A 19,195-nucleotide genomic window follows, 5' to 3' on the forward strand; every position below is an offset into this window, starting at 1 on the left:
GACGTGAGGACAGGGCGGAGCCCTGTCCTCGGCCCTGTTCCGGCCGGTTCCCGGCGCACCTCTCGACGGGAGGCCCGCGCCCGGATGTCCCGGCAGGAGAGGATCCGTTCGCCCCACCCTCCGATGCGGTGGGCGATCGTCGACGAGTCCGTGCTCCGGCGGCCCTTCGGCCGCCGGGAAGGCATGCACCGGCAACTGGTCCGGCTGCTCGAGCAGCCGGACGCTCCGGACGGCAAGGTCCAGGCGATGCCCTTCAGTTCCGGTGCGCACTGTCCGATGGGGGCGCCCCGACCCCGCCGGCCCTTCCCGACGGCTCAACCGTGGCCTGCGAGGAGGGCGTCGAGGCCGGTCGCCTCCACGAGGATCGGGATTCGGTGGGGAAGCGGCGACGGCACTACGGGGTGCTGCGCGCCGGGGCTCCCTCGCCTGCCGCCTCGGCAAAGCCGATCCGGCAGGCGAGGGAGGACTGCGGGCCGTGCGACACGGCTCCGAGCCGGACTCTGCCCGCCGGCGCCGGAGCGGCTCCGGCAATGCCAACGGGGGCGAGTGCGCCGAGGTCGCCGAGGACTTCCCCGGTGCCGCCCCGTCCGTGACAGCGAGGCGCCCCACGGCCCTGTGAGCGTCGTCCCGGTGTCCGTCCGGGGCGTGTTCGTCGCCTCGCTGAAGGCGTGATCCCGAAGGGGCGCCCCGGGATGTGACCCGGTGACAGGGGCCGGGCCCGTACACGGTGTACGGGCCCGGCCGTCGTGCGGGTCACACGCCCGCGGGCTCCAGCTCCTCCTTCGCCGCCTTCGCCTCCCGCTTCGCCGCCCGCTTCTTCGCGCGGCGCTCCTTGCGGAGCTCCAGCATCGCGTAGAGCGTCGGGACCAGCAGCAGGGTCAGCAGGGTCGAGGTGAGCAGACCGCCGATCACGACCACCGCCAGCGGCTGGGCGATGAAGCCGCCCTCGCCGGTGATCCCCAGGGCCATCGGGATCAGGGCGAAGATGGTCGCCAGGGCCGTCATGAGGATGGGACGCAGCCGGTGGCGGCCACCCTCCACGATCGCCTCGACGATGCCGTAACCCCGCTCGCGGTACTGGTTGATGAGGTCGATCAGCACGATCGCGTTGGTCACCACGATGCCGATCAGCATCAGCATGCCGATCATCGCGGGCACGCCCATCGGCGTTCCGGTGGCGATCAGCAGCCCCAGGGCGCCGGTCGCCGCGAACGGGATGGAGACCAGCAGGATCAGCGGCTGGGCCAGCGAGCGGAAGGTCGCCACCAGCAGCATGAAGACGATCGCGACGGCCGCCAGCATGGCCAGGCCCAGCTTCTCGAAGGCCTCGTCCTGGTCGGCGGTGACACCGCCGATCTCGGCCCGCGCGCCCGCGGGCAGCTTCAGCTTGTCGAGCTCGGCCTGGAGGGCCGCGCCGACCGCGCCGGTGTTGTCCCCGACCGGCCTGGCCGTGATCGTGGCGGCGCGCTGACCGTCGATCCGGGTCATCGACACCGGCCCGTCGACCAGTTCGACGGTCGCGATGTCCCCCAGCTTCACCGGGCCGAGCCGCAGGTTCCTCAGCTGGTTCAGCGTCCGCACCGGCTTCGCCGACCTGATGACCACGTTCCGCTCGGCGTTGTCCAGCACCGCCTTCGCCGCGGGGGTGCCCTTGACGGACTGGGCGACCGCCATGCCGAGGGTCTGGTCGGTGAAGCCCGCCGCTGCCGCCTTGGCGTTCGCCCGCACCGAGATGCGCGGCACGCTCTGCGACAGGTCGTTGGTGACGTCGGTGACGTCGTCGAGGCCGGCGACCGTCCTGTGGACCTGCTCCGCGGCACGGCGCAGCACATCGGGGTCGCTCGCCTTGACGATCACCTTCAGGTCCTGGGAGCCGAAGCCGTCCCCGACGCCGATCGTGGTGGTGCCGATGCCGGACAGCTTGCCCAGGCGGTCCTCGATACGGGCGCGCACGTCGTCGGCGGACGCCGAGTCCTCGAGCATCACCTGGTAGGAGGCCCGGTTGGTGTCCGTACCGCCGCCGAAGGCCGCCATGAAGCCGGAGGAGCCGACGGTGACCTGGTAGTCCCTGACGCCCTCGACGTCGGCGAGCACGTCCTCGATCTTCCGGGCCGCGGCGTTCGTCGTCGCCAGGCTGGCGCCCGGCTTCAGCTGCTGCTTGATGGTGAGGACCTGCTGGTCGCCGGGGTGGAAGAAGTTCGTCTTCAGCAGCGGGGTCATGCCGAGGGTGACGACCAGGACGGCGACCGCGATCAGCACGCTGGTCAGGCGCCGCCGGGTGGCGAAGCGCAGGACGGGCACGTAGAGGCGCTGCAGAAGGCTCCTGGCCTCCTTCTCCTCGGCCAGGCGGCGGGCCTCCTCCGCCTCGGCGGGCGTGTCCTTGGGCGTGCTCAGGAACCAGTACGACAGCACCGGCACGACCGTCAGCGACACCAGCAGCGAGGCCAGCAGGGCCACGGTGACGGTGAGGCTGAACGGGCCGAACAGCTCGCCCACCATGCCGCCGACCAGGCCGATCGGCAGGAACACGGCGACGGTGGTGAGCGTGGAGGCGGTCACCGCGCCGGCCACCTCGCGCACCGCGGTCATGATGGCCGCGTGGCGCTCCTCGCCGTAGCCGAGGTGGCGCTTGATGTTCTCCAGGACCACGATCGAGTCGTCGACGACCCGGCCGATGGCGATGGTCAGCCCGCCCAGCGTCAGCATGTTCAGCGACAGGTCGCGGGTCCACAGCACGATCAGCGCGAGCACGACGGACAGCGGGATCGACACCGCCGTCACCAGGGTGGAGCGGACCGAGGCCAGGAAGACCAGGATGACGAGGACCGCGAAGAACAGACCGAGCAGACCCTCGTTGGTCAGTCCCTCGATGGCCCGGGCCACGGCCGGGCCCTGGTCGCTGACGACGGTGATCTGCGCGTCGGAGCCGAGGGCCTCGCGCAGGTCCGGCAGCTTGTCCTCGACCGCTTCGGAGATGGAGACCGCGCTGCCGTCGTGGTCCATGGTGACGACGACGGCCAGGCTGGGCCTGCCGTTGGTGCGGGTGATGGAGTCGGAGGGGGCCGGCTCCTGCTTGACGGTGGCGACGTCGCCGAGGCGCACCGGCTTCTTCACGCCCTCGCCGGTGACCCTCAGGTCCCGGATCTGCTTCAGCGAGGTGAAGCCTCCGCCGACCTGGACGGTGCGGTTGGCGCCGTCCTCGTCGAAGGAGCCGGCCGGAACGGTGGCGCCGCCCGCCCTCAGGGCCTCGCCCAGGGCGGCGGGAGTGAGCCCGGCCGCGGCGAGCTTCCTGTCGTCCGGGGTGACGGTGACCTGCAGGTCCCGTACGCCGTCGACGGTGACCTGGCCGACGCCCTCGATGTTCTTCAGCTCGGGGACGACCGTCTTGTCCAGCTGGTCGGCGAGGGCCTGCTGGTCCTTGTCGGAGGTGACGGCGAGGACCACGGTGGGGATGTCGTCCGTGGAGCCGGCCACCACCTGCGGGTCGACCTCGCCGGGGAGCTGGGCGCGGGCCCGGTTGACGGCCTGCTGGACGTCGGCGACGAGCTGCTTGGTGTTGTTGCCGTAGTCGAAGGACGCCATGATCACGGCGTTGCCCTCGCTCGCCGTGGAGGTGACGCCGGTGATGCCGTCGACGGCCTTGAGGTGGTTCTCGATGGGCTCGACGACCTGCTTCTCCACCACGTCCGGGGACGCGCCCTGGTAGGGCGCCAGCACGGAGACCACGGGAAGGTCGATGCTGGGGAACAGCTGCTGCTTGAGCTGCGGTATGGAGATCGCCCCGAAGACGAGCGCGATGATCGACACCAGTCCGATCAGGGCTCGTTGCGCGAGGCTGAATCTGGACAGCCAGGACATGGGTGAGGGTCTCGATTCTTTGAGCGGTGCAAGCAACAAACGGTACGAACGATAAGGGGCGCCGGCCGTGCGGACGCACAGTGGGCGCACCCTTACACCCTGGGCCATGGGAGGGCCGCGTTCCGTAGCCCTGGGGTCCATTTCCGCGTCCGGCCCCTACTCCGAGCGCAGTACGTTCACTCCGCCCTGGGCCGTACCAGTCCCGACTCGTAGGCGATGACGACGAGCTGTGCCCGGTCGCGGGCGCCCAGTTTGGACATGGCCCGGTTGACGTGGGTCTTCACCGTCAGCGGGCTGACTCCCAGGCGCTTGGCGATCTCGTCGTTGGAGTGTCCGCCGGCGACCTGGACGAGCACTTCGCGCTCCCGTACGGTCAGCGCGTCCAGCCGGGACGGGCCGTGGCCGCCGGCGGTCTCCTCCGGGGCGCTCTGCGCGAGGAAGCGGGCGATCAGTCCCTTGGTGGCGGCCGGGGACAGCAGGGCCTCTCCCCGGACGGCGACACGGATGGCGTTGAGCAGTTCCTCGGGCTCGCTGCCCTTGCCGAGGAAGCCGGAGGCGCCCGCGCGCAGCGCCTGCACCACGTAGTCGTCGACCTCGAAGGTGGTGAGGATGACCACGCGCACCTGGCCGAGGTCGGGGTCGTCGCTGATCATGCGGGTGGCCGCGAGGCCGTCGGTGCCGGGCATGCGGATGTCCATCAGCACCACGTCGGCCCGCCGCTCCTTGGCCAGCCGTACCGCCTGGGCGCCGTCGGAGGCCTCGCCGACCACTTCCATGTCCGGCTCGGAGTCGACGAGCACCTTGAAGGCACTGCGCAGCAGCGCCTGGTCGTCGGCGAGCAGGACACGGATCGTCATGCGGGGTCCCCCGGGGCGCTGGTGCGGCTGTCGACCGGCAGGATGGCATGGACGCGAAAGCCGCCGCCGTAGCGGGGGCCGGTGGTGAGGGTGCCGCCCAGGGCGGTGACCCGTTCGCGCATGCCGATCAGCCCGTGTCCGCCGCCCTGCTGCGGGCCGCCGGCCGCGCCGGCTCCGTCGTCCAGGACGGTGATCTCGATGTCCGGTCCGACCCGGACGATGCTGACCTCGGCCTTCGCCGCCGTACCGGCGTGCTTGTGCACATTGGTCAGGGCCTCCTGGACGATCCGGTAGGCGGCCAGGCCGACGGCGGCGGGCAGGGTGGTGTCCTGGTCGGTGCGGGCGACCTCGACGTGCAGGCCGGCGCTGCGGAAGGAGTCGACGAGTTCGTCGAGGCGGTCCAGGCCGGGGGCCGGTTCGGTGGGGGCCTCGGGATCGCCGGACTGCCGCAGCAGTCCGACGGTGGTGCGCAGCTCGTCCAGTGCGGAGCGGGCGGCCTCCCGGACGTGGGCGAGGGCCTCCCTGGCCTGGTCGGGCCGCTTGTCCATGACGTGGGAGGCGACTCCGGCCTGCACATTGACCAGGGCGATGCGGTGGGCGACGACGTCGTGCAGGTCGCGGGCGATGCGCAGGCGTTCCTCGGCGACGCGGCGGCGGGCCTCCTCCTCGCGGGTGCGTTCGGCGCGTTCGGCGCGCTCCCTGATGGCGTGCACGAAGGCGCGGTGGCTGCGGACGGCGTCGCCGGCGGCGGCGGCCATGCCGGTCCAGGCGAAGATGGCGACGTTCTCCTGTGCGTACCAGGGCAGGGATCCGGCGAGCATGGCGGCGCCGGTCAGCACGGTCATGGTGATCAGACCCAGGCGCCAGGTGGTGGGGCGGTCGGTGCGGACCGCCACGGTGTACAGGGCGATCACGGCGGACATGGCGACGGGGGTGCGGGGGTCCCCGGTGACGCATTCCGTGAGGGAGAGGGTGCCGGTGACGGCGAGGACCGTGCGCGGGGCGCGGCGGCGCAGGACGAGCGCGGCGGCGCCGAGGGCCATGAGGACCAGGCTGAGCGGTGCGGGCCGGCGGACGGCCCAGGTGACGCCGTGCTCCCCGTGGGGGTCGACGAAGGAGCCGGCCACCATGCACGCCAGCACCCCGGCCGCCAGGGCCGCGTCCAGTGCGAGGGGATGTGCTCTCAGCAGGCGGCGGGCGCGGTCCAGGGCGGTGGTCACGTCTGCGTCCGGTGGGGGGCTGCCGCGGGGCGCCGGAACACCGGGGCCTGCCGGGTGTTCCTCGTCCTGTTCCTCATCCGGGGATCAGGCCGTCGTCGCTCAGCAGCGCCCGCACCTCCTCCAGCGTCGCGTCCGGAGCCGGGAGGATCAGCTCGGACGGCTCCAGGGAGTCGTCCGGCACGGGCTCGCCCACCTCGCGGACCTTGGCCAGCAGGGCCGAGAGGGTGCGGCGGAAGCCGGGGCCGTCGCCGTTCTCCATCTCGGCCAGGAGTTCGTCGTCCAGTCTGTCGAGCTCGGCAAGATGGCTGTCGGACAGCCTCACCTGTCCCTCTCCCATGATCCGTACGATCATGTCCGCCCTCCTCGGCGTGGCCCCGGCTGTCGGTGACGTGGTGTGCCTCGACGCGGCCTACTGCTTGTCGAAGCGGGGGGTGTCCTGCGGCTGCTGCTGGGACTGCTGCCGGCTCTCGCCGCCCTCGATCGCCTGCCGTTCGGCGGAGGTCCCGCCGGCCAGCTCGGCCTTCATGCGCTGCAGCTCCAGCTCCACGTCCGTACCGCCGGAGAGCCGGTCCAGCTCGGCCTGGATGTCGTCCTTGGCCATGCCGGAGGGGTCGTCCAGGGCGCCGGAGGCGAGCAGCTCGTCGATCGCACCGGCCCGGGCCTGCAGCTGTGCGGTCCTGTCCTCGGCGCGCTGGATGGCGAGCCCGACGTCGCCCATCTCCTCGGAAAGGCCGGAGAACGCCTCGCCGATCCGGGTCTGCGCCTGGGCGGCGGTGTAGGTCGCCTTGATGGTCTCCTTCTTCGTGCGGAAGGCGTCGACCTTGGCCTGCAGACGCTGGGCCGCCAGGGTGAGCTTCTCCTCCTCGCCCTGGAGGGTGGCGTGCTGGGTCTCCAGGTCCGTCACCTGCTGCTGGAGGGCGGCGCGGCGGGAGAGCGCCTCGCGGGCCAGGTCCTCGCGGCCCAGCGCGAGCGCCTTGCGGCCCTGGTCCTGCAGCTTGTCGGACTGCTGCCGCAGCTGGTTGAGCTGGAGCTCCAGACGCTTGCGGCTGGTCGCCACGTCCGCGACACCGCGCCGCACCTTCTGCAGCAGCTCCAGCTGCTTCTGGTACGAGTAGTCGAGGGTCTCGCGCGGGTCCTCGGCCCGGTCAAGGGCCTTGTTCGCCTTCGCGCGGAAGATCATCCCCATACGCTTCATGACACCGCTCATGGGCTTCGCGCGCCCCCTTCTGACGGACTCCAGCTCACACAGCTTGCGACAGAACCCACAGTACGGGCCCTGCATCCATTACCGCACTGTTCGGGAACGGACGCGATCATCCCCAAGAACGACTGTGTCCGCTTCCTCTCCGGCGCAAGGAGGATCTCATCCCTGAGGTCCGTCGGACCACGGCGGGCGCATCCTCCCCTCCTTTATGGACGACCGGTGTTGCCGGATCGTTCCCCACCTGACGCATGTCCATGCGGGACGAGCCCGTACCCTTGGATTCCGTGTTCCGTAGCCGTGCCAAGGAAGAGAAGGCCCCGGTCGCCGAGAAGGCGCCGGTGACCGTCTCCAAGCAGCCCCGTGATCCGCAGGCCCCCAAGGGCCGGCCCACACCCAAGCGCAGTGAGGCCCAGCGCAGGCGCCGCAGCGTCGCCAACACGCCGATGACGCGCAAGGAGGCCGCCCGGCGGCGGCGCGAGGAGCGCCGTGCCCAGCTGGAGCGGCAGCGCCAGGCGCTGGCGACCGGCGACGAGCGCTATCTGCCGCCGCGCGACAAGGGCCCGGTGCGCCGGTTCGCCCGGGACTTCATCGACGCGCGGTTCAACCTCGCGGAGTTCTTCCTGCCGCTGGCCGTGGTCATCCTGGTGCTGAGCATGGTCCGGGACCCCGCGGTGCAGGCCGTCGTGATGCTGCTGTGGCTCGCGGTGATCGTCCTCATCGTCCTGGACTGGATCGTCACCGGCTTCCGGCTGAGGAAGGCCCTGAACGAGCGCTTCCCCGACCAGAACAAGCGGGGCGCGGTCGCCTACGCCCTGATGCGCTCCCTGCAGATGCGCCGGCTTCGGCTGCCCAAGCCGCAGGTCAAGCGCGGGGAGCGGCCCTGAGCACAGCCGCTTTCCCCGGGGATGCCGCGCACGCGCGGCTGCACCGGCCGGGCGGGCTGCGCGACGTCGTACGGCGAGAGCTGGTGGCCCGGCAGCTTCAGGAGCAGCTGGCCGAGCGCTTCCCGGCCGGGAAGCGGCTGCGGGTGCTCGACGTGGGCCTGGGGCAGGGCGCGCGGGCGCTGCGGCTGGCCCGCGCCGGGCACCGGGTGACCGTGCTGGAGCGGGACCGGACGGCGGTCCTTCGGGCCCGTCGGGCGCTGGCCGCCGAGCCGGAGGAGGTACGGGCACGGCTGCGGATCGTCGAGGGCGACGGCCGGGACACCGGGGTGCACTTCCCTCCGGGCGCCTTCGACGTCGTGCTGTGCCACGGCGTCCTGATGCACGTCGAGGAACCGGACCCGCTGCTGGCGGCGCTGGCGCGGATGCTCGCGCCGGGCGGGCTGCTGTCGCTGCTGGTGCGCAACGGCGACGCACTGGCGCTGCGCCCGGGGCTGCGGGGGGACTGGGCGGCGGCGCTGAGCGCCCTCGGGGCGACGGCCCGTCTCCCCCGTCCCCGGACGGCCCCGGGCAGAACGGCTCCCGCCCGGCCGGAGGCGGACGCCCTGCCGGAGACGGACGCACGGGCGGACCGGCTGGCGGACCTGAGAGCGACGCTCGCCGGGATCGGGGCGCCGCTGCGCGCCTGGTACGGGGTGCGGGTCTTCACGGACACGGCGGCGCACGACGCCGGGCCGCCGGAGGATCTCGAGGTGCTGCTGGCGGCCGAGGAGCTGGCGGGGCGCACGGATCCCTACCGTGCGGTGGCGGCGCTGCTGCATCTGTGCGGGGTGCGCGGCTGAGCGCCTTCCGGCCGTGCGGGTGCGCGGCCGTGCGGCCGGGCCTGTCCCGGTGCGCGTCCCGCTGCTCTTTCGGGTGAACACCGCACGCCGGGCGTTCGGCCCGAGGGAAGACTCGGATCATGGATGTCTCCCCCAGCCGTGCCCATGACTGCACCTGTCGCTGTGCTCGTGTTCTCCGGTCGGCCGGTTCCCTTCTCGCATGGCTCTGCTGTGCCGTGCTGCTGTTCGGATGCACCGGCTCGTCCGGTCCCCGGCAGACCCGCGGCACCGGGGACGTCTCCGCCGCCGAGGACGCCGGGCGGCGGGCCGGTGTCTCCCCGGCGGCCGTCGAACTGCAGAACGACTATCTGCAGGTGATCAGGGACGTGCTGCCGTCGGTGGTGCAGATCCAGACCGGCCGGGAGCTCGGGTCGGGGGTCGTGTACGACGACAAGGGGCACATCGTCACCAACGCGCACGTGGTGGGCGGTGCGAGCACCTTCGAGGTGACCACCGCCAACAGCGAGGCGACGCTGACCGCGCGTCTGGTCTCCTCCTATCCCGAGCAGGACCTCGCCCTGGTGAAGCTGGACGAGGTGCCCCCGGGGCTGCGGCCCGCCGCCTTCGGCGACTCCGAGAAGGTCCAGGTGGGGCAGATCGTGCTGGCCATGGGGTCGCCGCTGGGGCTGTCGTCGAGCGTGACCCAGGGCATCGTGTCGGCGATCGGGCGCACCGTCAGCGAGGGACGGGAGGGCGGCGGCACGGGGGCGACGATCCCCAACATGGTGCAGACCTCGGCCGCGATCAATCCGGGCAACAGCGGGGGCGCGCTGGTGAACCTCGACGGCGAGGTCATCGGCATCCCGACACTCGCCGCCACCGATCCCCGGCTCGGCTCCGCGGCGCCCGGCATCGGCTTCGCGATCCCGGCGTCGATGGTGAAGACGGTCGCCGACCAGATCATCCGCTACGGCAGGGTCGTCGACTCCGGCCGGGCCGCGCTCGACATCACCGGGCGCACGGTCGTCGACGCCGCCTACCGGCCCGCGGGCGTCGCCGTCGTCGAGGTGCAGACGGGCGGCGCGGCGGAGAAGGCGGGCATCCGGGCCGGGGACACCATCGTCGGCCTCGGCGGCAGGGAGATCACCACCATCACCTCGCTGTCCGAGGCGCTGGCCGCGTACAAGCCGGGCCAGCGGGTCCAGGTGACCTTCACCCGGGACGGCGCCCGAAGGACGGTGGAGGTGACCCTGGGCGAGCAGTGAGCGGGGAGGGCCGGCCGGGCCGCCCCGGTTCCGGACGGCCCCGAGGGTCTTCGTCAGGACTGGTCGGCGTGCAGGCTCATCGGGCCGTAGACCTCCGTGCCGTCCTCGAACAGCCGCACCTGGTCCGCGCCGCCGTCGCGCAGCTCCCTCCAGTGCTCCCCGATCCAGGACTCCGCGTCGCTCTGCGTGGTGAACTCCTCGGGCTGCACCGCGGGCCGGACCTCCGTTCCGTCGGCCGTCTCGAACCGCCACGTCCATGCCGCCATGTACGCCTCCCTGGGTGAGCACACTGCACAGCGTCGGCCGGCTCGCGGTCCGGCTCCCGCACAGAGCCTAGCCGGGCGCGCATGACCTGCGGGCACCTTGGACAATCGGGTCCGTGGACGTGACTCTGCTCGGCACCGGTGCCCCCGCGGGACTGCCCCGCCCTAACTGTCCCTGTGCGGCCTGCACGACGGCGCTGGGCGCGGACGCACGGGCGGCGACCTCGCTGCTGGTGGACGACTCGCTGCTGGTGGACCTGACCCCGGGCGCGGCGCTCGCGGCGGCGCGGGCCGGGCATTCGCTGAGCGGTGTGGCCCAGGTGCTGCTGTCCCACCCGCACAACGGGCCGGCCATCGAGGTCCCGGCCGGGCTGCCGCAGCCGGGACGGGTGCCGGACGGGCGGGAACTGGCGCTGCTGACGGGGCACCGGGTGCGGGCGGTGGCCCTGGACTCCCCCGGCACCGGGTACGCGGTGACCGGCCCGGACGGGCTGCGGCTGCTGTATCTGCCGCCGGGCGGGGCACCGGCCGGCCCGGAGGAGGGTCCGGGCACGCCGTACGACCTGGTCCTCCTGGACGTCGTGGGGCGCCCCGACTCCCTGGCCAGGCTGCGGGCGGCGGGGGCGGTGGGGCCGACCACGGACGTCGTGGCCGTCCACCTGGACCACGACGTGCCGCCGGGGGCGGAGCTGCGCCGGCGGCTGGCGGCGGCCGGGGCACGGGCGGTGCCGGACGGGACGACGCTGGTGGTCGGGTCGTACGAGGAGGTCCCGGACGTGCCCCGGCGCACGCTGGTGCTCGGCGGGGCGCGTTCGGGGAAGTCGGTGGAGGCCGAGCGGCGGCTGGAGACCTTCCCGGACGTGCTGTACGTCGCCACCGGCGGGTCCCGGGGCGGGGACCCCGAGTGGGCCGCCCGGGTCGCCGCGCACCGGGAGCGGCGGCCGGGCTCCTGGCGCACCGCGGAGACGTGCGACCTGGTGCCGCTGCTCGAGGAGGACGGGCCGCCGCTGCTCGTCGACTGCCTGTCGCTGTGGCTGACGGACGCGATGGACTCCGTCGGCGCCTGGGACGACGCCGAGTGGGCGGGCGGCGGCGAACGCGCCCTGCGCGAGCGGGTGGCCGCGCTGACCCGGGCCGTGCGCACGACCCGGCGCACGGTGGTCGCCGTCTCCAACGAGGTGGGCTCGGGCATCGTGCCGGCCACCGCCTCCGGCCGCCGCTACCGCGACGAACTGGGCCGTCTGAACGCCGCGTTCGCGGCGGAGTGCGAACAGGTGCTGCTGGTGGTGGCGGGCCAGGCCGTCACGCTGCGCGGGCGATGACGCGATAGGCGTTGGACAGGCCGGGGACCCGGCGCAGCAGGGGGGACAGCAGGACGTCCAGGGCGGCGGCCACGTCCACCAGGGGGCTGGTCACGGCGGACAGGACGGTCCGCAGGGTGTGCTGGAGGGCGGTCGGCGGAACCTCGCGCCAGGGGGCGTCGGCGGCGGGCAGGACGCGGGCGAGGGCCAGGGCGACGGCCGCGGACAGGTCGCCGGGGGTGTGCGGGGTCCGGCGGTCGGTGACCAGGACCGTGCAGCCCTGGGCCTCCAGTTCCGCGCACAGATTGCGCAGGGGCAGCAGATGCAGATGGCGCGGCTGGCCGTGCGGCAGCCACCACTTGCCCAGCATCCGGGCGAACAGGCAGCGCGGGTCGGGGAGTTCGACCAGCAGATGGCCGCCGGGGCGCAGCACGGTCAGGGCACCGCGCAACTCGGCGCGCGGGTCCGGCACATGGGCCAGGTGGTGGAAGATGCTGACCACGTCGTAGCGGCCGCGCAGGCGCTCGGCGATGTGCGGGTCGGCGAGGTGGCCGATGTGGGCCTCCTCCACCCGCCCGGCCGCGCGGGCCTGTTCCACGCGCGGGGTGGGGTCCAGGCCGTCGAAGGAGGTGTACGGGAACACCTCCTGCGCGGCCCCGGGGAAGCGGCCGTGGCCGGTGCCGACGTCCAGCCAGGCCTCCGGCTCCCCCACCCCCCGCATCAGGTGCGCGTCCCAGCGGTGCCGCCGGCGGCTGCGGCGGACCGCGAGCGCCGGGTCGGCGAACCCCTCCGGGTCGGTCTCGTCGAAGTCCCGGTGGTAGAAGGCCAGTCCGGCCGGGGTGAGCCGGGGGTTCTGGAAGGCGTGGCCGCAGTCCCGGCACTGGGCGAGCACGAAGGTGCCCGGCTTGTGCTGGAGCAGGTCCGGTGCGCGCAGCCGGGTGCGCAGCCGCCGGGAGCCGCACCAGGGGCAGTCCTCGCGGGGCGGTTCCTGGAAGCGGTGCGTGCCCTGGGCGAGTTCGGAGGCGTACGCGATGCGGCGCGGGTCGTAGAACCGCGGGGCGTACGGCAGGGGCGGCATGGGCGGCTCCCGGAGCGAGAACGGTGTGCGGGACATTTCACCGCAAAAGAGGCATGGAGGGATGCAGGGGATCGGGGTTCCGGGTGGAAAGACTCCGTACGGGTGTGCCCCCGACAGGGCGTCTCCCCGTCCGGCCGGGGCCGGTACTGTTCGGCGAATGAGCTCGCTGAATCTCGACGACTTCACCGATCTGATCGAGCGTCCCGACGGCGGTGTGCGCCATGCCGCGGAGGCACGCCGGGAGCGTCAGAACGTGCCGCCCGGGGCGCTGGGCCGCCTCGACGAACTGGGTGAGTGGCTGGCCGCGGCCCAGGGCGCCGTTCCGGTGCGGCCGGTGGAACGGCCGCGGGTGGTGCTGTTCGCCGGCGATCACGGGATCGCCGAGCGGGGCGTCTCGGCCCGGCCCGCGGGCGGCGCCGAGCGGTTGGTGCGGGCGGTGCTGGAGGGCGACCGGCCGGTCTCGGTGCTGGCCCGGCGGCTCGGCGTGCCGGTGCGGGTGGTCGACATGGCGCTGGACTGCCCGCCCGAGACACTGCCCGCGGAGGTCGTGCGGCACCGGGTGCGGCGCGGCAGCGGCTGCATCGACGTGGAGGACGCGCTGACCCTCCAGGAGGCGGAGGCGGCCTTCCGGGCCGGGATGGCGGTGGCCGACGAGGAGGCCGACTCCGGCACCGACCTGGTGGTGCTCGGCGACATCAGCGTGGGCGGGACGACACCGGCCGCCGTGCTGATCGCCGCGCTGTGCGGGACGGACGCCTCCGTGGTGACCGGGCGCGGCGGCGAGCCCATCGACGACCTGACGTGGATGCGCAAGTGCGCGGCGATCCGGGACGCGCTGCGCCGGGCGCGGCCCGTGCTCGGCGACCAGCTGCGGCTGCTGGCCACGGTGGGCGGTGCCGACCTGACCGCGACGACGGGCTTTCTGCTGCAGTGCGCGGTACGGAAGCTGCCGGTCGTCCTGGACGGCGTGGTGTCGGCCGCGTGCGCCCTGGTGGGGCAGCGGGTGGCGTTCCGGGCCCCGGACTGGTGGCTGGCCGGTCACAGCAGCGGCGAGCCCGGCCAGGCCAAGGCCCTGGACCGGATGGCCCTGGAGCCCCTCCTCGACCACGGGGTGACCGTCGGCGAGGGGGCGGGCGCCCTGCTGGCCCTCCCCCTGGTCCAGTCCGCCGCCGCCCTGGCCGCGGAGCTTCCCGAGGTCCCGCAGGACTGGGACGGGCCGGAGGAGGCAGAGGAAAAGGCGGAGGAGACGGAAGAGGGGGAGAAGAAGGAGGAGGAAGGCGGAACGGACGAGAAGTAGAGGAGAAGCAGGGCGCCGGGCGGGGACGAGGACCGGCCGCCGCCTCCTTGCTCCCCCGCCCTCCCGGGACGGTGCCGGGAGAGGCCCGTCACGGCGGTCGCGGCCGGCGCGGCGGGGGCGGTGACGCGGGTTCCTGGTGTTCCGGGAGGCGGGCCGGCTGCGGGTCCGGCCTGCCGCCGATCCAGTCCTGGAAGGCCCGAAGGGGACCGGACCAGCGGCGGTCGTGGCGGCGGGCGCGCAGCCCGGCACGGGACAGGGCGCGGGGGCGGTGGCGGTAGAAGCGCCTGGCCCAGCAGGAGTCGGGGCGGGCCAGGCGGACCGCCCCGATCAGCGCGACGAACGGGACGATCACACCGAACAGGGCGATACGGATCTTTCCCTTGCTGAGGGCCATCAGGGAGAGCAGGAAGTTCACGGCCACCGTGGCGATGACCGTCCCGCGGCTCTGCAGCTCGCCCTCGGTCATGTCGTCGACGCCGAACGGGGAGAACCCGGCGAGCATCAGCCCGACCAGCGCCGCGGTGATGACGACGACCTCGACGCTCTTGCGGCCGGCCTCGCTCCAGTAGACGTCGTGCAGGTGCAGGATCAGTGCGAACTCGTCCAGCACCAGGCCCGCGCCGATGCCGAAGACCACCGCGAAGGCGGCCGCCCCGAACCCGTGCCGGCTGCTGGCGACCGCCCCGAACCCGCCGAAGACGGTCAGGACCACGCCGGGCACGACGTGGTGGATGTGCAGACCGCCCGTCTCGACATTGCCGAAGGGACCCTTGCCGGCCCGGATCATCCGGGTGACGACCCGGGTGACCACGAAGGTCAGGACGAATGCGGTGAGGGCGAGCAGCAGGGGCAGTTTCCCGGGTTCGACGATGTTGCGCTCCAGCCAGTGCCCCATAGGGGTAGTGTGCCGCTCCTCCCGGTGCGCCGCCCGTTCGCACGACGCCCTCCTGGGGCCCGCCGGCGGTCCCGTAGTCTGCCCGGGTGACCACGACTCCTCAGCAGGTTCCCCCGCCGCACGGGCTGCGGTTCGCCTTCGGCACCCTCACCGTGCTTCCGGTCCGGGTCGGCCGCTGGGACCGCGAGGCCGCACGTGCGGGGATGCTCTGCGCGCCGCTCGCCGGGCTCGTGGTCGGAGGGGCGGCGGCGGCCGCGGGGCTGGTGCTGCTCCTCCTCGGCTCCGGCCCGGTGCTCGCCGCCGTCGCCACCGTCGCCGTCCCCGCCGTCCTGACCCGCGGGCTGCACCTGGACGGGCTCGCCGACACCGCGGACGGGCTGGGCAGCGGCAGGCCCGCCGAGGACGCGCTGCGGATCATGAAGCAGTCGGACATCGGTCCCTTCGGGGTGATCACCCTCGTCCTCGTCCTGCTCGCCCAGGTGGCCGCCCTGACCCGGGCCTACGACGGCTCCTGGGCCCGGGGGGCGCTGGCCGCCGTCGTCTCGGCGACCGTCGCCCGGCTGGCCCTGACCCTGGCCGCCCGCACCGGGGTCCCGGCCGCCCGGCCGACGGGGCTGGGCGCCGCGGTCGCGGGAGTGGTGCCCGTGCCGGGCGCGGTCGGCACGGCCCTCGCCGTGCTGCTGGCGGCGACGGCGGCGGGCGCCCTCCTCGGCCCGTCCGTCTGCGTCCTTGCCGCTCTGTCGGTCCTTGCCGCCCTCGCCGCCGCCGAACTCCTCCTGCGCCGTTGCAGGCGCCGTTTCCAGGGGGTGACCGGGGACGTCTTCGGCGCTCTCGCCGAGACGGCGGCCACGGCCGCCCTGGTCGTGCTCTCGCTGCGCTGAGACGGCCGCCCCGGCACCCGCGGTCCGGCGCGGCGGGTTCGGCCGCCGTCCCCGGCCGTGGGCGAACCCGGCGTTCCCGCCCGGAGGATGAGGCGTCGTCGCCCCGTGCGCGCGCACCCGCCGGGCGGGCCCGTGGCGGGACGCGCGTAGTCTCGGAGAGGGTGTTTGCCCGCCCGGGTGAAGACCGCGCCGCAGAGGAGTTCTAGGGTCGGTGGTCGGGCCCGGTCGACCCACCTGTTTTCGGCCACACACCTTTACAGGGAAGCGAGATTTCACCACCGTGACTGCTCTCACTCTCAGCACCGCCGCGGCCCCCGGCCTGCGGGCCGACGCGATCGTGATCGGTGTCGCCAAGGGCGACGACGGCCCGGTCCTCGCACCGGGTGCCGAGGCCGTCGACCAGGCGTACGACGGCAAGCTCGCCGGCGTTCTGGAGACCCTCGGCGCCTCCGGTGCCGAGGGCGAGGTGACGAAACTGCCGGCCCCGGCCGGTTTCGAGGCCCCGCTCCTGCTCGCGGTGGGTCTCGGCCCGCAGCCCGAGGAGGACGCCGCCCACCGGGCCGAGGCGCTGCGCCGGGCCGCCGGCGCCGCCGCCCGCGCCCTCGCCGGGAGCAAGAAGGCCGGCTTCGCGCTGCCGCTCGCAAGCGCCGCCGACGCCGCCGCGATCGGCGAAGGAGCCCTGCTCGGTGCGTACTCCTTCGACGCCTACAAGAACAAGAACAGCAAGAACGACAAGGACGACAAGAACAGCAAGGACAACGGCAAGGACGCCAAGGCCCCGCTCGCCGAGGCCGTGCTGCTCGGCGGCAAGCCCCGCGACAAGGAGTACGAGGCGGCCGTCGCGCGTGCCACCGCCGTCTGCGAGGAGCTCAACCGCGCCCGCGACCTGATCAACACCCCGCCGAACGACCTCAACCCGGCCGCGTTCGCCGCCCTGGCGCAGCAGGCGGCCAGGGAGCACGGCCTGACGGTGGAGGTGCTCGACGAGAAGGCGCTCGCCGAGGGCGGCTACGGCGGCATCCTGGGCGTCGGCTCCGGCTCGGCCTCCGCCCCGCGGCTGGTCAAGCTGTCGTACACCTCCGCCAAGGCGAAGAAGCACCTCGCCTTCGTCGGCAAGGGCATCACCTACGACTCGGGCGGCATCTCGCTCAAGCCCTCCGGTCACAACGAGACGATGAAGTGCGACATGAGCGGCGCCGCCGCCGTGTTCGCCGCGGTCGTCGCCGCCGCGCGGCTCGGCCTGGAGGTCAATGTCACCGGCTGGCTGGCCCTGGCCGAAAACATGCCCTCCGGGTCCGCCACCCGTCCGGGTGATGTGCTGCGCATGTACAGCGGCAAGACGGTCGAGGTGCTCAACACCGACGCCGAGGGCCGGCTGGTCCTCGCGGACGCGCTGTGGGCCGCCTCCCAGGAGAAGCCGGACGCCCTGGTGGACGTCGCGACCCTGACCGGTGCGATGGTGCTGGCGCTGGGCAACCGGACCTTCGGCATCATGGCGAACGACGACGCGTTCCGCTCCGTGGTGTTCGAGACGGCCCAGGAGGCCGGCGAGGACGCCTGGCCGATGCCGCTGCCGGAGCACCTGCGCAAGGGGATGGACTCCGCCGTCGCCGACATCGCGAACATGGGCGAGCGGATGGGCGGCGGACTGGTCGCGGGACTGTTCCTGCGGGAGTTCGTCGGCGAGGGGATCACCTGGGCGCACCTGGACATCGCCGGGCCCGCGTTCAATGAGCAGGGCCCCTTCGGGTACACGCCGAAGGGCGGCACGGGAGCCGCGGTGCGGACGCTGGTGCGGCTCGCCGAGCGGGCCGCCTCCGGCACCCTGGGCTGAACCCGCCCCCCAGGCTCGGGGCCGTCCGTCGTACGGCGGCTCCGCCGTGTGCGAACCGGTCGCATCCGCACGGCGGGGCCGCACGCCCCCGCGGCCCCGTGCCCTCGCCCTCGGCGGGTGGTCCTGGCGTCCGTCACGGACGTGCCGTGTCTCACACTCCAGCCCGGCGTCTCCTCCCCTCCCCACAAATGCGAAGATGGGCGTCGGCAGGACAGGGCCCCCACCGAAGGGCCGGAAATCAAGCGGCCGGACACCAGCCGCCTGCCGGTCACCGACGACCGGCGCACGGCGCACATGCATGGAGGACGTGACGTGGCGAACGACGCCAGCACCGTTTTCGACCTAGTGATCCTCGGCGGCGGCAGCGGTGGTTACGCCGCAGCCCTGCGCGGAGCTCAGCTGGGCCTGAACGTCGCCCTGATCGAGAAGGACAAGGTCGGCGGCACCTGCCTGCACCGGGGCTGCATCCCCACCAAGGCCCTGCTGCACGCGGGCGAGATCGCCGACCAGGCTCGCGAGAGCGAGCAGTTCGGCGTCAAGGCCTCTTTCGAGGGCATCGACGTTCCCGCCGTCCACAAGTACAAGGACGAGGTCATCGCCGGCCTCTACAAGGGCCTGCAGGGTCTGATCGCTTCCCGCAAGGTCACCTACATCGAGGGCGAGGGCCGTCTGTCCTCCCCCACCTCCATCGACGTCAACGGACAGCGGATCCAGGGCCGTCACATCCTCCTGGCGACCGGTTCCGTGCCGAAGTCCCTGCCGGGTCTGGAGATCGACGGCAACCGCATCATCTCCTCCGACCACGCTCTCGTCCTGGACCGTGTGCCGAAGTCCGCGATCATCCTGGGCGGCGGCGTGATCGGTGTGGAGTTCGCCTCCGCGTGGAAGTCCTTCGGCACCGACGTCACGATCATCGAGGGCCTCAAGCACCTCGTCCCGGTCGAGGACGAGAACTCCTCCAAGCTGCTGGAGCGCGCCTTCCGCAAGCGTGGCATCAAGTTCAACCTGGGCACGTTCTTCCAGAAGGCCGAGTACACCCAGGACGGGGTCAAGGTCACCCTCGCCGACGGCAAGGAGTTCGAGGCCGAGATCCTGCTCGTCGCCGTCGGCCGCGCCCCGGTCTCCCAGGGCCTGGGCTACGAGGAGGTCGGAGTCGCCATGGACCGCGGCTACGTCCTCGTCGACGAGTACATGCGCACCAACATCCCGACCATCTCCGCCGTCGGCGACCTGGTCCCCACGCTTCAGCTCGCGCACGTCGGCTTCGCCGAGGGCATCCTGGTGGCGGAGCGTCTGGCCGGTCTGAAGACCGTTCCGATCGACTACAACGGCGTTCCGCGGGTGACGTACTGCCACCCGGAGGTCGCCTCCGTCGGCCTCACCGAGGCCAAGGCCAAGGAGATCTACGGCGCGGACAAGATCGTCACTCTGAAGTACAACCTGGCGGGCAACGGCAGGAGCAAGATCCTGAAGACCGCGGGCGAGATCAAGCTCGTCCAGGTCAAGGACGGTGCCGTGGTCGGCGTCCACATGGTCGGCG

The 19,195-nt window shown here is 73.1% G+C and carries 17 protein-coding genes; 9 read left to right on the plus strand and 8 right to left on the minus strand.

All coding sequences use genetic code 11. The features are described from left to right. Nucleotides 1-3 precede the first annotated feature (3 nt). On the plus strand, nt 4-672 hold the full coding sequence (locus CCN35_RS30150; RefSeq protein WP_425444273.1) for a Scr1 family TA system antitoxin-like transcriptional regulator: 669 nt from the start codon (nt 4-6) through the stop codon (nt 670-672). Nucleotides 673-753: 81 nt separating this feature from the next. Here CCN35_RS30150 and CCN35_RS02175 read toward each other — a convergent pair whose 3' ends face one another. From CCN35_RS02175 to CCN35_RS02195, 5 genes are all read right to left on the minus strand, one after another. Next, entirely contained in the window at nt 754-3,858 is a 3,105-nt protein-coding gene (locus tag CCN35_RS02175; RefSeq protein WP_067391767.1) for an efflux RND transporter permease subunit, read from the minus strand. Between the two features lie 176 nt (nt 3,859-4,034). Then, entirely contained in the window at nt 4,035-4,715 is a 681-nt protein-coding gene (locus tag CCN35_RS02180; protein WP_067391770.1) for a response regulator, read from the minus strand. Next, on the minus strand, nt 4,712-5,935 hold the full coding sequence (locus CCN35_RS02185; RefSeq protein WP_086791346.1) for a sensor histidine kinase: 1,224 nt from the start codon (nt 5,933-5,935) through the stop codon (nt 4,712-4,714). The genes CCN35_RS02180 and CCN35_RS02185 overlap by 4 nt, the downstream gene beginning before the upstream one ends. A 73-nt stretch (nt 5,936-6,008) precedes the next feature. Beyond that, nucleotides 6,009-6,287, minus strand: coding sequence for a PspA-associated protein PspAA (gene pspAA / locus CCN35_RS02190; RefSeq protein WP_067391776.1), 279 nt, complete (start codon nt 6,285-6,287; stop codon nt 6,009-6,011). Between the two features lie 57 nt (nt 6,288-6,344). Next, entirely contained in the window at nt 6,345-7,121 is a 777-nt protein-coding gene (locus CCN35_RS02195) for a PspA/IM30 family protein (protein ID WP_079129628.1), read from the minus strand. Nucleotides 7,122-7,423: 302 nt separating this feature from the next. On the opposite strand from CCN35_RS02195, the gene CCN35_RS02200 reads away from it, so the two are divergent. The 3 genes from CCN35_RS02200 (at nt 7,424) to CCN35_RS02210 (ending at nt 10,106) form a co-directional block, all read left to right on the plus strand. Beyond that, the gene (locus tag CCN35_RS02200) at nt 7,424-8,023 is read left to right on the plus strand and encodes a DUF3043 domain-containing protein (protein ID WP_067392113.1); all 600 of its coding nucleotides are present in this window, start codon (nt 7,424-7,426) and stop codon (nt 8,021-8,023) included. 83 nt (nt 8,024-8,106) lie between these two features. Continuing rightward, nucleotides 8,107-8,862, plus strand: coding sequence for a class I SAM-dependent methyltransferase (locus CCN35_RS02205; RefSeq protein WP_067391779.1), 756 nt, complete (start codon nt 8,107-8,109; stop codon nt 8,860-8,862). Nucleotides 8,863-8,981: 119 nt separating this feature from the next. Next, on the plus strand, nt 8,982-10,106 hold the full coding sequence (locus tag CCN35_RS02210; RefSeq protein WP_079129629.1) for a S1C family serine protease: 1,125 nt from the start codon (nt 8,982-8,984) through the stop codon (nt 10,104-10,106). Nucleotides 10,107-10,159: 53 nt separating this feature from the next. On the opposite strand, the gene CCN35_RS02215 is transcribed toward CCN35_RS02210, so the two are convergent. Beyond that, nucleotides 10,160-10,372 carry a hypothetical protein gene (locus CCN35_RS02215; protein ID WP_067391784.1) on the minus strand — a complete coding sequence of 71 codons (213 nt, stop codon included), beginning with the start codon at nt 10,370-10,372 and terminating at the stop codon, nt 10,160-10,162. Nucleotides 10,373-10,485: 113 nt separating this feature from the next. On the opposite strand from CCN35_RS02215, the gene CCN35_RS02220 reads away from it, so the two are divergent. Then, nucleotides 10,486-11,691: a bifunctional adenosylcobinamide kinase/adenosylcobinamide-phosphate guanylyltransferase gene (locus tag CCN35_RS02220; RefSeq protein WP_067391787.1), complete on the plus strand. Its 1,206-nt coding sequence runs from the start codon at nt 10,486-10,488 to the stop codon at nt 11,689-11,691. Here CCN35_RS02220 and CCN35_RS02225 read toward each other — a convergent pair. Continuing rightward, entirely contained in the window at nt 11,672-12,748 is a 1,077-nt protein-coding gene (locus CCN35_RS02225; protein WP_079129630.1) for a class I SAM-dependent methyltransferase, read from the minus strand. The genes CCN35_RS02220 and CCN35_RS02225 overlap by 20 nt on opposite strands. A 157-nt stretch (nt 12,749-12,905) precedes the next feature. Here CCN35_RS02225 and cobT point away from each other — a divergent pair, with 157 nt between their 5' ends. Beyond that, nucleotides 12,906-14,045 (plus strand): nicotinate-nucleotide--dimethylbenzimidazole phosphoribosyltransferase, encoded by a 1,140-nt coding sequence (gene cobT / locus CCN35_RS02230; protein ID WP_067391790.1) that lies wholly within the window; start codon nt 12,906-12,908, stop codon nt 14,043-14,045. 88 nt (nt 14,046-14,133) lie between these two features. Here the strand turns inward: cobT and CCN35_RS02235 are convergent, their stop codons facing one another. Further along, nucleotides 14,134-14,940 (minus strand): hypothetical protein, encoded by an 807-nt coding sequence (locus tag CCN35_RS02235; RefSeq protein WP_067391793.1) that lies wholly within the window; start codon nt 14,938-14,940, stop codon nt 14,134-14,136. Nucleotides 14,941-15,026: 86 nt separating this feature from the next. Between CCN35_RS02235 and CCN35_RS02240 the strand changes: the two genes are divergently transcribed. The 3 genes from CCN35_RS02240 to lpdA all read left to right on the plus strand — a co-directional run. Further along, the gene (locus tag CCN35_RS02240) at nt 15,027-15,821 is read left to right on the plus strand and encodes an adenosylcobinamide-GDP ribazoletransferase (RefSeq protein WP_067391798.1); all 795 of its coding nucleotides are present in this window, start codon (nt 15,027-15,029) and stop codon (nt 15,819-15,821) included. Between the two features lie 280 nt (nt 15,822-16,101). Continuing rightward, on the plus strand, nt 16,102-17,655 hold the full coding sequence (locus CCN35_RS02245) for a leucyl aminopeptidase (protein WP_067391801.1): 1,554 nt from the start codon (nt 16,102-16,104) through the stop codon (nt 17,653-17,655). A 312-nt stretch (nt 17,656-17,967) separates the two neighbouring features. Then, nucleotides 17,968-19,195, plus strand: a 1,228-nt coding sequence (lpdA, locus tag CCN35_RS02250; RefSeq protein ID WP_086791350.1) for a dihydrolipoyl dehydrogenase, incomplete at its 3' end; no start/stop codon positions are given.

The sequence above is a fragment of the Streptomyces thermovulgaris genome (assembly GCF_002155915.1).
Lineage (GTDB): Bacteria > Actinomycetota > Actinomycetes > Streptomycetales > Streptomycetaceae > Streptomyces > Streptomyces thermovulgaris.